The following is a 15,166-nucleotide window of genomic DNA, read 5'->3' as shown; positions in this document are numbered from 1 at the left end:
CCTCTCTCGTGTTCCTTTTCCGGCATGGGCATCCCTCGGAGGAAATTCACCATTCTCGTCGGGAGGTCTTCTCGGCTCAGCCGCCGAGCGCTTCGGAAATCACTTTGGCGATATGGGCGGCGGGTTGCGGGGACAGCATTCCGTCGTGGTCGGCGTCGACCTCGTGGCGCACGATGGCGCCCTCGATGTGGGCCGACCAGCGGGCCTCGGTGGGGGCCGGTTCCGGGAGCCCCCGGGTGGCCGCGAAGAGGAGCAGATCTCCGCGGTAGCGGCCCGGGCGGTGGGCCGATCCCAGGCCGCTGAAGTGGCGAATCACCTGGAGGAGATTGCCGAGCTGCGCCTCGTCGAGCTCGGCGAGGGGGTTGCCGTCCCGGGCCAGCAGCGCCAGCACCCCGGCGGCGTCCAGCTTGCCCCCGCCCTCGGCACCGCCCCGCGGATCGAGGCCGCAGCGCAGCAGGACCTGGGCCAGCAGGGCCTGATCGCTCAGGTCATCCTCGGGATCCCGCTCCGCCCCCGGGTAGCCGTCCAGATCGGCCAGCAGCGCCACTTCGCGCCCCTGCGCCTGCAATTGGACGGCCATTTCATGGGCCACCAGCGCTCCGAAAGACCACCCGAGAATATGGTAGGGGCCGTCGGGCTGGATTTCCACCAGACTCCGGATGTAATCCGCTGCCATTTCCCGTACGGAGGCGGGCTGTTGTGCCGGTGCGAGAATTCCGCCCGCCTGGAATCCGTACACGGGGAATTCGATGAGCGCGCCGGCCAGCTCAAGGAACGGCCAGGAGAGGCCGACCCCGCCGTGCACGCAGAACAGCGGCGGGCGCGTCCCTCGGGAGCGGATCGGCAGCACCCGGGCGAAGGCGTCGGCCACTTCCGGCGCCGACCCCGCCGCGGTGGCCGCCGTGGCCAGGCCCGCTGCCGTCCGGTGCAGGAACACATCGGCGGGGGTGAGCCCGACGCCCAGCTCGCGGGCGCGGCCGACCAGCCGGATGGAGCGGATGGAGTCGCCGCCCAGCTCGAAGAAGCTGTCCTCGGCGCCGACCCGCTCGACCCCCAGCACCTCGGCGAAGGCCTGGCACAGCGTCTGTTCCAGCGGGGTGCGCGGCCCGCGGCCGGTGGCCGCGCGGGGCAGCCCGGGCGCCGGCAGGGCCTTGCGGTCCACCTTCGCGTTGGGCGTCAGCGGCATCCGCCCCAGCTCGGTGAAGAACGCCGGGACCATGTAGTCGGGCACCGCGCCCGCCACATGGGCCCGCAGCTCCGCCGGGTCGAGGCCGGGCTCGCCGCGCGGCACGACGTACGCCGCCAGCGAGCCCTCGCGCACGACCACCACCGCCTGCGCCACCCGCGGATGGCTCAGCAGCGTGGCCTCGATCTCGCCCGGCTCGATCCGGAAGCCGCGCACCTTGACCTGGTGGTCGGCCCGGCCCAGATGGTCGAGCGTGCCGTCCGGCCGCCGCCGCACCAGGTCGCCGGTGCGGTACATCCGGGCGCCGGGCACCGGCGAGTACGGGTCGGCGACGAACCGCTGCGCGGTCAGGCCCGGCCGGTCGTGGTAGCCGCGGGCCGGGGCCGCCCCGCCGAGATACAGCTCGCCGGTCACCCCGGCCGGCACCGGCCGCACCGCCGCGTCCAGGACATACGCCCGGTTGCCGGCCAGCGGGCGGCCGATGGGCGGGGTGCCCGTGCCGTCCAGTTCGGCGGCGGTGGACCAGATGGTGGTCTCCGTCGGCCCGTACAGATTGGTCACCCTGCGCGCCGCGCCGTGCAGCGCGGCGGCCAGGTCCTGGCCGATCGCCTCGCCGCCGGTCAGGGCGTGCACCTCGCGCAGCGCCCCCGGGTGCCCGGCCACCAGGGCGTGCCACAGCGTCGGGGTGGCCTGCATGACGGTCGCGCGGGACTCGACCAGCAGCGCGGCCAGCGCCTGCGGGTCCCGTACGGTCGCGGGCGGGGCCAGGACCAGCGTGGCGCCGGAGAGCAGCGGGACGAAGATCTCCAGGTTGGCGATGTCGAAGCCGAAGGTGGTCACCGACACCAGCCGGTCGTCCGCGCCCAGGTCCAGCAGGCGCGAGGTCTCGGCCAGGAAGTTGGCGAAGGCGCCGAGGGGCACGACCACGCCCTTGGGGCGGCCGGTGGAGCCCGAGGTGTAGATGACATACGCGGTGTGGCCCGCGCGCGGCGCGGCACGGCGCTCGTGCGGCCGCAGGTCGTCCGCCGGCAGGGCGCCGATCTCCGCCTGTGCCGACGGGTCGTCCAGCAGCAGATGCGGTGCGGCGGCCAGTCCGGGCACCGCCCGCGCCACCTCACGGTCGGTCAGGGCCAGCACCGGGCGGGCGTCCTCGACCATGGAGACGATCCGGTCCGCCGGGTACGCCGGGTCGATGGGCAGATACGCGGCGCCCGACTTGAGCACCGCCAGCACCGCCACGACCATCTCGGGGGAGCGCGGCAGGGCGATGGCGACCAGCCGGTCGGGGCCCGCGCCCCGGGCGACCAGGGCCCGCGCCAGCCGGTTGGCCCGCTCGTCCAGCTCGCGGTAGCTCGTGGTCCGCCCCTCGAAGAGCAGCGCGGGATGGTCGGGCACAGCGGCCACCCGCGCCTCGAACCGCTCGTACAGCGGCGGTTCCGCCGGGTGCGCGGGTGCGCCGTTCCACTCCTCCAGCAGCCGCTCCCGCTCGCCCGGCAGCAGCGCGTCCGTCTCGCCCAGCCGGCCGTCGGGGGCGGCGGTGAGCCGGTCCAGCAGATGGCACAGCCGGGCGGTGAGCGTGCGCGCGGTCTCCTCGGTGAACAGGTCGGCGCTGTACTCCAGGCGCCCGGCGATCCCGCCCGGTTCCCCGGACCCGGTGTGCTCCTCGGCCAGGTCGAAGGCCAGGTCGAACCGGGCACTGCCGGTGCGCGCCGCCCCGGCGGTCCCGGTGAGGCCCGGCAGCTCCAGCTTCGCCGCCGCGTTGTTCTGGAAGGCCAGCATCGTCTGGAACAGCGCGTGCCGGGCCATCGACCGGGCGGGGGACAGGGCGTCCACGAGCCGCTCGAACGGCAGGTCCTGGTGGGCGAAGGCGGCCAGCGACGCCGAGCGCACCCGGCCCACCAGCTCCCGGAAGGTCGGGTCGCCCGTCAGATCGCCGCGCAGCACCAGGGTGTTGACGAAGAAGCCGACCAGGTCGTCCAGCGCGTCGTCGGTGCGCCCGGCCACCGGGGTGCCCACCGGGATGTCCTCCCCGGCGCCCAGCTTGGACAGCAGCGTGGCCAGCGCCGCCTGCACCACCATGTACAGGCTGGCCCCGCACTCCCTGGCCAGCGCGGCGGCGCGGGCGTGGACGGCGGCGGGGACGGTGAACTCCACGGTGCCGCCCCGGTAGGAGGGCAGTGCGGGGCGCGGGAAGTCGGTGGGCAGCGCCAGCTCGTCCGGCAGCCCGTCCAGCGTCTCGCGCCAGTACGCGAGCTGCTTCGCGGCCAGGGACGCGGGGTCGCCCTCGTCGCCCAGCAGCTCCCGTTGCCACAGCGCGTAGTCCGCGTACTGCACCGGCAGCGGGCTCCACCGCGGCTCCTCGCCGCGCAGCCGGGCCGCGTAGGCGCGGCTGAGGTCCCGGGCCAGCGGGGCGTTGGACCAGCCGTCGCCCGCGATGTGGTGGATGACCGTAACCAGCACGTGGTGGTGGTCGCCCAGTGCGAACAGCGCCGCCCGGAAGGGGAGTTCGCGCGCGAGGTCGAAGCCGCGCGAGGCGAACTCGGCGACCGCGTCGTCCAGCCCGTCCTCGCCGACGTGGTGCACCGGCAGCGTGATCCGCGCCCGGCGGCGGACGCGCTGGTACGGGCCGTCGGCCGCCTCGGGGAAGACGGTGCGCAGCGCCTCGTGGCGCATCACCACATCGCCGAGGGCGGCGCGCAGCGCGGGCCGGTCCAGCTTCCCGGTCAGCCGCAGCGTCCACGGCAGGTTGTAGGTGCCGGACGGGCCCTCGAGCCGGCCCAGGAACCACATGCGCCGCTGGGCGAACGACAGCGGCAGCCGCCTGGGCCGCTCGCCCGCGGTCAGCGCCGGGCGGGCCGCGTCGGCGCCGGTCAGCCGGGCGGCGAGCGCGGCCGGGGTCGGCGCCTCGAAGACCGTACGGAGCGGGACCTCCGCGTCCAGCAGCGACCGCACCCGGCTGATCAGCCGGGTCGCCAGCAGCGAGTGGCCGCCGAGGTCGAAGAAGTCCTCGTCGATGGAGACCCGGTCCAGGCCGAGCACCTCGGCGAACGCCTGGCACAGCAGCTCCTCGCGAGGGGTGCGCGGGCCGCGCCCGGCCGAGGTGGCGATCCCGGGGGCGGGCAGCGCCTTGCGGTCCACCTTGCCGTTGGCGGTCAGCGGCAGGGCGTCCAGCAGGACGAACGCGGACGGCACCATGTACTCCGGCAGCCGCTCGGCGGCCGACGCCCGCGCCGCCACCGGGTCCGCCGCGCCCGCCAGATAGCCGACCAGCCGGCCCTCGCCCCGGGTGTCCTTCGCGACGTTCACCACCGCGTCGGTGACCCCGGGCACGGTGCGCAGCACGGCCTCGATCTCGCCGAGTTCGATGCGATGGCCGCGGATCTTGACCTGGTGGTCGCGCCGCTCCAGGAACTCAAGACGCCCGTCTGCCCGCCGCACCACCCGGTCCCCGGTGCGGTACATCCGCGCCCCGGGCAGCGGCGAGTACGGGTCGGCGACGAACACGGCGGCGGTGCGGCGCGCGTCCCGCAGATAGCCGCGGCCCACCCCGGTCCCGCCGACGTACAGCTCGCCGGGCACCCCGGCGGGCACCGGGCGCAGCCCGTCGGCCAGGACATACAGACCGGTGTTGCGGACCGCCGACCCGATCGGCGCCCGCACCCCGGGCACCTCGCCGGCGTCATGGATCACGGCGTGGGTGACATCGTCCGAGCACTCGGTGGGCCCGTACGCGTTGACCAGCGGAATGCCGGGGAAGTACGCGAACCAGCGGCGGCACAGCTCGGCGGGCAGCGCCTCGCCGGTCACCACCAGGCGGCGCAGCCGGGACAGATCGGGCATCGCCGCGCCCGCGTCCCAGCTGTCGAGTGCCGTCCGCAGCAGCGAGGGCACGACCTCCAGGACGGTGATCCGCTCCGGGCCGACCATCCCGAACAGCTCGGCCGGGTCGGCCCCCGTCCGCTTGGGCACGACCCGCAGCAGACCGCCGACGACCAGCGGGGACAGCATCTGCCACACCGAGATGTCGAAGGTGACGGGCGCATTGTGCACGACCGTGTCACACGCGGTCAGATCCAGGTCCCAGACCTTGGCCAGCAGGTGGTTGACCATGCCCCGGCGGTGCACCATCGCGCCCTTGGGGCGGCCCGTGGAGCCCGAGGTGAAGATGACATACGCCAGGTCGTCGGCGGCCCCGGCCACGGGTACGAGGTCGCTCACGGCGTCGCGGCGGTCGGAGACCGGCAGGACGGGCAGCGCGCCGCCCACCTCGGCGGCGAGCGCGGCGTGTTCGTGGTCGGTCAGCAGCAGGGCCACCCCCGCGTCCGCGACCAGCGCGGCCGTACGGGCGATTGGCGCCGCGACGTCCAGCGGCACCCACGCCGCGCCCGCGCCCAGCGTGCCGAGCACCGCCGTCACAAACCGGGCCCCGGGCGCGGCGAGCACGCCCACCAGCGAGCCGGGTCCGATGCCGAGCCCGGACAACTCCCGGGACAGGGCGCTGCCCCGGGCCACCAGCTCCCGGTAGCTCAGGGTCTCCCGGCCATCGGTGACGGCCGGGGCCTCCGCCTGCTCCCGGGCCAGCGCCCGTACCCGCTCCACCACATCCGCGAACGGGTCCTTGGGCGCCGGGTCGGCGGGCAGGTCCAGGACCCGCTCGCGCTCGCCGGGCAGCAGCGCGTCGAGCTGCCCGAAGGGGCGGTCGGGGTGGTCGAGCAGGGTGCGCAGCAGCCCCGTGAGGCGGTCCATCACCGCGGCCGCCTCGTCGGCGGTGTACAGGTCGGGGGCGTAGCCGACGTCCAGCCGCAGCCGCTCGCCGGGCAGCGCCATCAGGCTCAGCGGATAGTGCGTGGCGTCCTTGGCCTGGAGGGCGGCGATGCGCAGCCCGGGCGCGGGCTCCGCCATCTCGGAGGGGTCGAGCGGGTAGTTCTCGAAGACCAGGACGGTGTCGAACAGCTCCCCGGCGCCCACGGCCTGCTGGATGCGGGTGAGGCTCAGATGCTGGTGCGGCAGCAGGCCGGTCTGCCGGTCCTGGAGCGCGGTGAGGATCTCGGCGAAGGAGCGCGCCGGGTCCAGGTCGACGCGTACCGGCAGGGTGTTGATGAACAGCCCGACCATCGTCTCGACCCCGGGCAGCCCCGGCGGCCGGCCGGAGACCGTGCCGCCGAAGACCACGTCGCGCAGGCCGGTGAGGGTGGAGAGGGTGGCCGCCCAGGCGCCCTGCACCACGGTGTTCAGGGTCAGACCGCGCCCGCGTGCCCAAGCGGTGAGTTCGGCGGTGAACGCCTGGGGCAGCTCCACCGCGTGGTGTCCGGGCAGCGCCGCCGTGAGCCCGGTCGCGGCCGGGGCCACCAGGGTCGGCTCGTCGAGTCCGGTCAGCGCCCCGCGCCACGCCTCCTCGGCGGCGGCCCGGTCCTGCCCGGCCAGATGCGCCAGATAGGACTTGTACGGGGCGGCGGGGGCGAGAGCCGCCGCGTTCCCGCCGTACAGGGTGAACAGCTCGCGCACGATCAGCGGCATGGACCAGCCGTCGAACACCATCTGATGCGCGGTCAGCACCACACGGTGCGCGCCCCCGCCCAGGTCCAGCACGATGAACCGCAGCAGCGGCGGGCGGTGCACGTCGAACCGGCGCACCCGGTCCTCGTCGGTGAGGCGCTCCGCCTCGGCGGCCCGCTCCTCGGGGGCGAGCGAGCGCAGATCGGTCTCGGTCCACGGCACCTCGACGGCGCGCGGGATCAGCTGCACCGGATCGCCGTTCCCGCGGTAGCGGAAGGCCGCCCGCAGATTGGGGTGGCGCTGGAGCAGGGCGGCGGCCGCGGCCTTGAGGCGGCCGGTGTCCAGCGGGCCCTCCAGGTCCAGGACCAGCTGGACGGCGTACACGTCGAGCTCGGCCTGCTGCTCGTACACCGCGTGGAAGAGCAGCCCTTCCTGGAGCGGGGTCAGCGGCAGGACGTCCTGGAAGTTGGACCGCTTGGCGGTGCGCGCCGGCGCTCGAAGCGCGCCTTCCGGTTGACTCAGGGTTCCGCTCACAGAGACCACGCATCCATCTCGTCTTCGAACTCGTCGATCTCGTCCTGGCTCAGCTCCACCAGGTCGACATCGGAAGGTGTGTGTCCGCCCGAATCGGGGCTCTGGGCGTGCAGGGCCAGGGCCCCCAGCGCGCGGAACCAGGCCTCGGCGATGGCCCGCGCGTCCTCCTCCGGCAGGAGCTCGGCCGCCCAGGTCCAGGCGGCGACCAGCCGCGGCCCGTCCGGCCCGTCCTCGGTGCGGGCGTTGAGGCCGAGCACGTGCGGCAGCGGCAGGGACGGGTCCGCGCCGGCCGCGACCAGCGCCGCCTCCGGGGCGACCGACCAGTCCTCGGCCACCGGGGCGGGCAGCCGCCCCAGGTAGTTGAAGCCCAGCTGCGGCGGGCCGGCCGCGACCAGCTCGGGCGCCGTGTCCGGGGCGAGCCGCCGCAGCAGCCCGTGGCCCAGGCCGTGGTCGGGCAGGGCGCGCAGCTGCTCCTTGACCGACTTGAGGACCAGCCCGGCGGCGGGCCCGCCCGACCAGGCCTCGGCCCAGACGGAGTCGTGCACGAGGTGCGAGCCCACCTCCAGCCGGGCCGGGCAGGTGGTGGTGAACCAGCCGACGGTCCGGCTCAGATCCACCCCCTCCGTGAACTCCTCGCGGCCGTGGCCCTCCAGCTCCACGAGCACCGCCGAGCTCTCCTCGCCCCTGCGCCGCCGCCAGTCGGCCACGGCCAGCGCGAGACCCGCCAGCAGCACGTCGTTGGCCTCGGTGTGGAAGGCCGCCGGGACCTCGGTCAGCAGCGCCGCCGTGGTGGCGGTGTCCAGGGTCAGCCGCAGGGTGCGGGCGGTGGCCGCGGTGTCCCGGGCGCGGTCGAGCGGGCGCGCGCCCAGCAGCGGGTCGGGGGTGGCCACCACCTCGCGCCAGAAGGGGAGTTCGGCGCCGCGGCGCACGGTGCGCGCCTCGGCCGCCAGCAGCCCGGACCAGTGGCGCAGCGAGGTGCCCACCGGCTGGAGCGCCACCGGGGTGCGGTGGGTGACCGCCTCGTACGCCTGTGCCAGGTCGGGCAGCAGGATCCGCCAGGACACCCCGTCGACGACCAGGTGGTGCAGGGCCAGCAGCAGCCGCCCGGGGCGGCCGGGGCCCGCGTCGAACCACACCGCCCGGACCACGACGCCCGCCCGCGGGTCGAGCCGGGCCTGGGCCGCGGCGGCCGAGCCGGCCACGGCCTCCGCGAGGGACTCCTCGGGCAGTGAGGCGACGCCCACGCGGCTCAGCAGCTCCTTGGCCCGCACCGCGCCGGGCTCGGCGATCCGCAGCGTCCAGCGTCCGTCAGCGGATTCAAGGCTCATCCGCAGCGCGTCATGGTGGTCGAGCAGGGCCTGGAGCGCCGCGGCCAGGGTGGCCTGGGAGGCGCCGGCCGGGGTGCGGATCACGACCGCCTGGTGGAATCCGGCGAACTCCGCTTCCTGGGACAGGTCCTGGAGCCAGTGCGCGATCGGGGTGGGCGCCAGGGTGCCGACGCCGTCGTCCGTGCCGAGCACCACGTGTTCGGCGGCGGGCCTGGCGGCGGCGGCGAGCGCGGCGGGGGTGCGATGGGTGAACACGTCCTGCGCGGTGATCAGCAGCCCGGCCTTGCGGGCCCGGCCCACCAGCTGGATCGAGACGATGGAGTCGCCGCCCAGGTCGAAGAAGCTGTCGTCGGCGCCGGCCCGCTCCAGGCCCAGGACGTCGGCGAAGACCTGGCACAGCGTCTCCTCCTGCGCGGTGACCGGCGCCCGGCCGGTGGCGCGGGCGGTGAAGTCGGGTGCGGGCAGCGCCTTGCGGTCCAGCTTTCCGTTGCCGGTCAGCGGCAGGGCGTCCAGCGTGACGAAGGCGGTGGGGACCATGTAGTCGGGCAGCCGCCCGGCCAGCCGTTCCCGTAGCCGCGCCGCGTCAGGCGCCTCGCCCCCGGCCGGGACGACATACCCGACCAGGCGCTTCTCCCCGGGCCGGTCGGAGCGCACGATCACCGCGGCCCGGGCGATGCCGGGGTCCGCGAGCAGGGCGCTCTCGATCTCCCCGGGCTCGATCCGGAAGCCGCGCAGCTTGACCTGGTCGTCCGAGCGGCCGATATAGTCCAGCGTGCCGTCGGGCAGCCAGCGCACCAGGTCCCCGGTGCGGTACATGCGCGCCCCCGGCTCCCCGTACGGATCGGCGACGAACCGCTCCGCGGTCAGCCGCGCCCGCCCCAGATAGCCGCGGGCCAGCCCGGCGCCCGCCATGTACAGCTCCCCGGTGACGCCGACCGGCACCGGCCGCAGCGAAGCGTCCAGCACCCGCACCTGTTTGCCGGCCAGCGGGCGGCCGACGGGCGGTTTGACGGCCCCGGCGAGCGGCTCGCTGAGGGTGGCGCACACCGTGGTCTCGGTGGGCCCGTACGCGTTGATCATCCGGCGTCCGGCCGACCACCGCTCCACCAGCTCGGGCGGGCAGGCCTCGCCCGCCATGATGACCGTGATCCCCTCCGGCATCGGCAGCTCCTCGGGCCACGCGGAGAGCACGGTCGGCGGCAGGCAGACCACGTCGATACGGGCCTCGGTGATCAGCGCGGCGAGCGGTTCGCCGGGCGCCCGGTCCGCCTCGGAGGCCAGCACCAGCACCGCGCCGGTGAGCAGCGAGGTGCACACCTCCCAGGCGGCGGCGTCGAAGCTGAACGAGGCGAACTGGAGCACCCGGGTGCCCTCGCGCACCCCGAACGGCTCGCCCTGCGCGGCCAGCGCCACCACATTGGCGTGCGGCACGACCACGCCCTTGGGGCGGCCGGTGGAGCCCGAGGTGTAGATGACGTACGCGGGGTGCTGGGGCGTCAGCCGCGCCCGCCGGTCGGCGTCCGTCGGGCCGTGCGCGGGGGCCGTGGCCAGCGCGGCGGCGGTCTCCGGCGCGTCCAGCGCGACGATCCCCTCCGTCCGCCGGAACGCTCCCGCCCGCTCCACCGTGGTCAGCACCGCGGCCGGCCGGGCGTCGTTGACCACGTAGTCGACGCGGTCCTGCGGATACGCCGGGTCGACCGGCAGATACGCCGCACCGGCCTTGAGCACCCCGAGCACCGCCACCACCGCTTCGACCGTGCGGGGCAGGACCAGCGCGACGGTGTCCTCGGGGCCCACGCCCAGCGAGATCAGATGGTGGGCGAGCCGGTTGGCCCGCTCGTCCAGCTCCCCGCGGGTGACCGGGCCCACGCCCGTGGCCAGCAGCGCCGTACGGCCCGGATCCGCCGCCACCCGGGCCGCGAACAGCTCGGGGAGCGTGGCCGCTTCGGGCGCCCGGGCACCGCCGCCGGCCCATGGGCCGAGGATCCGCGCGGCCTCCTCGGGCAGCAGGGCGTCCAGCCGGCTCAGCGGCCGGTCCGGCCCGGCGGTGGCCTTGCGCAACAGCTCCACCAGCCGTTCGGCGATCACCGCGGCGCTCGCCTCGGTGAACAGGTCCGCGCTGTACTCCAGCTGTCCGCCGATGCCCCCCGGCGCGCCGCCGTCCGTGTGCTCCTCGGCGAGCTCGAAGGCCAGGTCGAAGCGGGCGGTGCCGGTGGGCACCGGGGCCATGGTGGTGGTCAGGCCCGGCAGCCCGAAGTCGGCGGGCGCGTTGTTCTGGAAGGCCAGCATCACCTGGAACAGCGGCTGCCGCGACAGCGAACGGGCCGGGCCGACCGCATCGACCAGCGCCTCGAACGGCACGTCCTGATGGTCGAAGGCCGCCAGGTCGGCGTCGCGCGCCCGCCCCACCAGCTCCCGGAACGTCGGGTCGCCGGAGACATCGGTGCGCAGCACCAGCGTGTTGACGAGAAAGCCGACCAGCCCTTCGAGCGCCGCCTCGCCGCGCCCCGCGACCGGCGTGCCCAGCGGGATGTCCTCCCCGGCGCCCAGCTTGGACAGCAGCGCCGCGAGCGCCGCCTGGAGCACCATGAACACGCTGGCCCCGGACGAGCGCGCCAGCTTCGTGACGGCCGCGTGCAGCTCGGGCTCCAGGCGGAAGTCCACGGTGCCGCCCCGGTAGGAGGGCACGGCGGGGCGCGGGAAGTCGGTGGGCAGCTCCAGCCCGTCCGGCAGCCCCGCCAGCGCCTCGCGCCAGAAGGCGAGCTGCCGCGCGGCCAGGCTGTCCGGGTCCTTCTCGTCGCCCAGCAGCTCCCGCTGCCACAGCGTGTAGTCGGCGTACTGGACCGGCAGCGGCCGGTACGCGGGCGCCCGGCCGCGCACCCGCGCCGCGTACGCCTGGCGCAGATCCTGGGCCAGCGGCAGCACCGACCAGCCGTCGCCCGCGATGTGGTGCAGCACGACCAGGAGTACGTGCTCCTCCCCATATACGGCTCGGTTCGCCTCCGGGGCGCCACAGCCTCCCCCAGCTACCGCTGGGAGGTGTCCCCGGCCGGCGCCGAGCCGGAACAGCTCGGCGCGCAGCGGCAGTTCCGCCGCGAGGTCGAACGGGCGCGCCGCCCGCTCGGCGAGCAGCGACTCCAGCTGGTCCTCGGCCGCCTCGGTCACCGGCAGGCCCGGCCGGGCCACCTCGGCGGCCAGTACGACCTGGGTGGCGCGCCCGTCCACCTCGGGGAAGACGGTGCGCAGGCTCTCGTGCCGGGCGACCACGTCGGCCAGCGCCTCGGCCAGCGCGCCGGTGTCCAGCTCGCCGGAGAGCCGCAGCGCCCTCGGCAGGTGGTAGGTGGCGCCGCGGTTGTCCAGGTGGCCGAGGAACCACAGCCGCTGCTGGGCGAAGGACAGCGGCAGCTCGGCGGGGCGGTCCGCCGCGACGAGCGCGGGGCGCGCCTGCCCGGCGCCGTCCAGCGAGGCGGCGAGCCGCTCGACGGTGGGCGCGTCGAACAGCGCCCTGATGGGCAGTTCGATGCCGAGCAGCACCCGCAGCCGGCTGATCACCTTGGTGGCGAGGAGCGAGTGGCCGCCGAGCCCGAAGAAGTCGTCGTCGATGGACACCCGCTCCAGTTTCAGCACATCGGCGAAGAGCTGGCACAGCACCTCCTCGCGCGGGGTGCGCGGGGCGCGGCCCGAACCCGCCGCGGCGGCCGCGAAGTCCGGCTCGGGGAGCGCCTTGCGGTCCACCTTGCCGTTGACGGTCAGCGGCAGGGCGTCCAGTACGACGAACGCGGCGGGCACCATGTAGTCGGGCAGTGCGCCGGCCACCCGGTCCCGCGCGGCGACCACATCGGCGGAGCCGGACAGGAAGGCCGCCAGCCGGGAGTTTCCCTCGCGGTCCACGGCCACGGTCACCACCGCGTCGACGACCCCGGGCACCTCGCGCAGCACGGACTCGATCTCGCCGAGTTCGATGCGATGGCCGCGGATCTTGACCTGGTGGTCGACGCGCTCCAGGAACTCCAGTTGGCCGTCCGGCCGGTGCACCACCCGGTCCCCGGTGCGGTACATCCGGGCGCCGGACACCGGGGAGTACGGGTCCGCCACGAACACGGAGGCGGTGCGGCGCGAGTCGTCGAGATAGCCGCGGCCCACCCCGAACCCGCCGACGTACAGCTCGCCGGGCACCCCGGCGGGCACCGGGCGCAGCCCGTCGCCGAGTACGTACAGGCTGGTGTTGCGCACCGCCGAGCCGATCGGCGCCCGCACCGGGCCCAGGTCGTCCTCGGAGCGGATGAACGCGTGGGTGACGTCGTCCGAGCACTCGGTGGGCCCGTACGCGTTGACCAGCGGAACGCCGGGGTAGTGCGCGAGCCAGCGGCGGCACAGGTCCGCGGGCAGGGTCTCGCCGGTGACCACCAGATGGCGCAGCGCGGCCAGTTCGGGCCGGGACGCCCCGGCGTCCCACTCGTCCAGGGCCACCCGCAGCAGCGAGGGCACCACTTCGAGCACGGTGATCCCCTCGGTGTCGGCCAGGGCGAACAGCGTCTGCGGATCGCCGGCCACCTCGCGGGACACCACCCGGGTGCGGCCGCCCACGACGAGCGCGGACAGCATCTGCCAGATGGAGATGTCGAAGGTGACGGGGGCGTTGTGGACCACCGAGTCGGCGGCGGTCAGATCCAGGTCCTCGACCTTGGCGAGAAGGTGGTTGACCATGCCGTGGCGGTGGACCATCGCGCCCTTGGGGCGGCCGGTGGAGCCCGAGGTGAAGATCACGTAAGCCAGGTCGTCGCCCTTGCCCGCGACCGGTAGCAGATCCGCCGCGGCATTCCCGGAGCCCTCCGCGCCCGGTCCGGTCGCGTCCAGCTCGATCACCTGGGGCCAGCCGCCGCACGCGGCCAGCGCCTGGTGGGCGAACCCCTCCTGGTCCCGGCCGAACAGCAGCGCCCGCGCGCCGCTGTCGGCCAGCAGGGAGGCCCCGCGGGCGACGGGGGCCCGTACGTCGAGCGGCACCCACGCGGCGCCCGCGCCCAGCACGCCGAGCAGGGCGGTCACAAAGGCCGCGCCGGGCCCCGCGGCCAGCGCGACCAGCGAGCCGGGTCCGAGCCCTGCGGTGGTCAGGGTGCGGGACATGGCGTCGGCGCGGGCGACCAGCTCGGCGTAGCTCAGCCGGGTCGCGCCGTCGTCGACGGCCACCGCGTCCGGGGTCAGCCCGGCCAGCTCGCGGACCCGTTCCACCACGTCGGTGAAGCCGTCGGTGCGCTCGGTGGCGTTCCGGTCGACCAGCAGCCGCTGCCGCTCGGCGGGCAGGGTGACGTCCACGCGGCCCAGCGGGAGGCCGTCCGCGCCGTGCGCGAAGGCCTCGATGGCGGCGAGCAGCCGGTCCTGATGCGCGGTCAGCTCGGCTTCGGTGTACAGGCTGGAGTTGGCGTCCAGGCGGACCGTCCAGCCCGCGTCCGGCGTGTCCAGGTAGATGATCTGGAGATCGGGCACCGGGCCGGTGGACAGGTTGTGCAGCCGGCCCGTGCAGGAGTCGCCGAAGGCGAAGTCGGCGCCGGACTCCAGCACATTGACGGTGGGCCCGTACGTGGTGTCCGCGTCCCCCGTGAGGCCCAGTTCGCGCCGCAGCTCGTCGCCGCGGTACCGCTGGTGGCGGACGGTGGCGCGCAGCTGGGCGGCGGTGTGCGCGAGCAGCCCGGCGCGGGTCATCGAGGGGCGCACCGACAGGGCCAGCGGCAGGAAGTTGGCGCGCATCCCGGGCACGGCCCGCGCGGTGGCGGTCGTCCGGGCGGGCACCGGGAGGGTCAGCAGCACCTCTCCGTCGCCGCTGGCCCCGGCGGCCCATGCGGCGGTGGCCGCGATCAGTGTGGTGGGCCAGGTGACCCGCGCCTGCCAGGCCAGCTCGCCCAGCCGCGCCACGGTGGCGGCGGGCAGCGGGGCGGTGCGGCGCAGGGTGTGGCGGGCGTGTTCCGGGCGCCTCGGGGACAGCCGGGTGGGCTCGGGGGCGGCCTCGAACCGCCCGGCCCAGAACCGCGCGTCGCGCTCGTACGCCCGCGAGGCGTGGTACGCCTCCTCGTCGGCGAGCAGCTCGGCGAGCGGCGGCAGCGGGTCCGTGGCGTCCGCTCCGTCGTGGCCGCCCTCGGCCGCCTCATTCCGGTAAAGCGCGGCCAGCCGCTGGTGGAACACCGCCCGGCTGAACCCGTCCATATGGATGTGGTTGGTCCGGGCGTAGAGCCTGACCCGCCGCAGGCCGAGCAGATGCAGCTCGCTGTGGAAGGCCTCGGCGCCCAGGGACGAGGGGAGCCGCAGGTCTTCGCGCATCCGGTGGCGGGACGCGGCGTCGGGGTCGGTGGCGGCCCGGAAGTCCCGCACCGCCAGCGTGCGCTCCCCGAGCGGGTGGATCGTCTGCACGGGCTCGCCGCCGCGTTCGGTGAACCGGGCCCGCAGACACTCCGTTTCGCGGATCAGCCGCCACCAGGCGCGCTCGAACCGGGCCAGGTCCAGCGGCCCGTTCAGGTCGAGGTGGTCGGCCATGGTGAAGACCGGGTTGCCGGGGTCGAGCGCTTGCGCGTACCACATCTCCCGTTGCGCACCGGAGAGCGGCAGTTCGAAAAAGGCGGTCTCTCTCATC

The 15,166-nt window shown here is 75.2% G+C and carries 2 protein-coding genes; both read right to left on the bottom strand.

The window, feature by feature from the left end:
- Nucleotides 1-76: 76 nt before the first annotated feature.
- Nucleotides 77-7,216, bottom strand: a complete 7,140-nt coding sequence (locus tag ACZ4WQ_RS06765) for an amino acid adenylation domain-containing protein (RefSeq protein WP_398369065.1) — start codon at nucleotides 7,214-7,216, stop codon at nucleotides 77-79.
- On the bottom strand, nucleotides 7,213-15,165 hold the full coding sequence (locus ACZ4WQ_RS06760; protein ID WP_398369067.1) for an amino acid adenylation domain-containing protein: 7,953 nt from the start codon (nucleotides 15,163-15,165) through the stop codon (nucleotides 7,213-7,215). Before ACZ4WQ_RS06760 ends, ACZ4WQ_RS06765 begins: the two co-directional genes overlap by 4 nt.
- Nucleotide 15,166 lies beyond the last annotated feature (1 nt).

Source organism: Streptomyces sp. NPDC028305 (genome assembly GCF_055569495.1).
The sequence above is the reverse complement of the archived record's forward strand: the minus strand, read 5'-3'. Positions and strand labels throughout refer to the sequence as shown.

Coding starts and splice junctions, on each gene's coding strand:
- ACZ4WQ_RS06760 (WP_398369067.1), bottom strand. CDS start 15,165: ATGAGAGAGACCGCCTTTTTCGAACTGCCGCTCTCCGGTGCGCAACGG.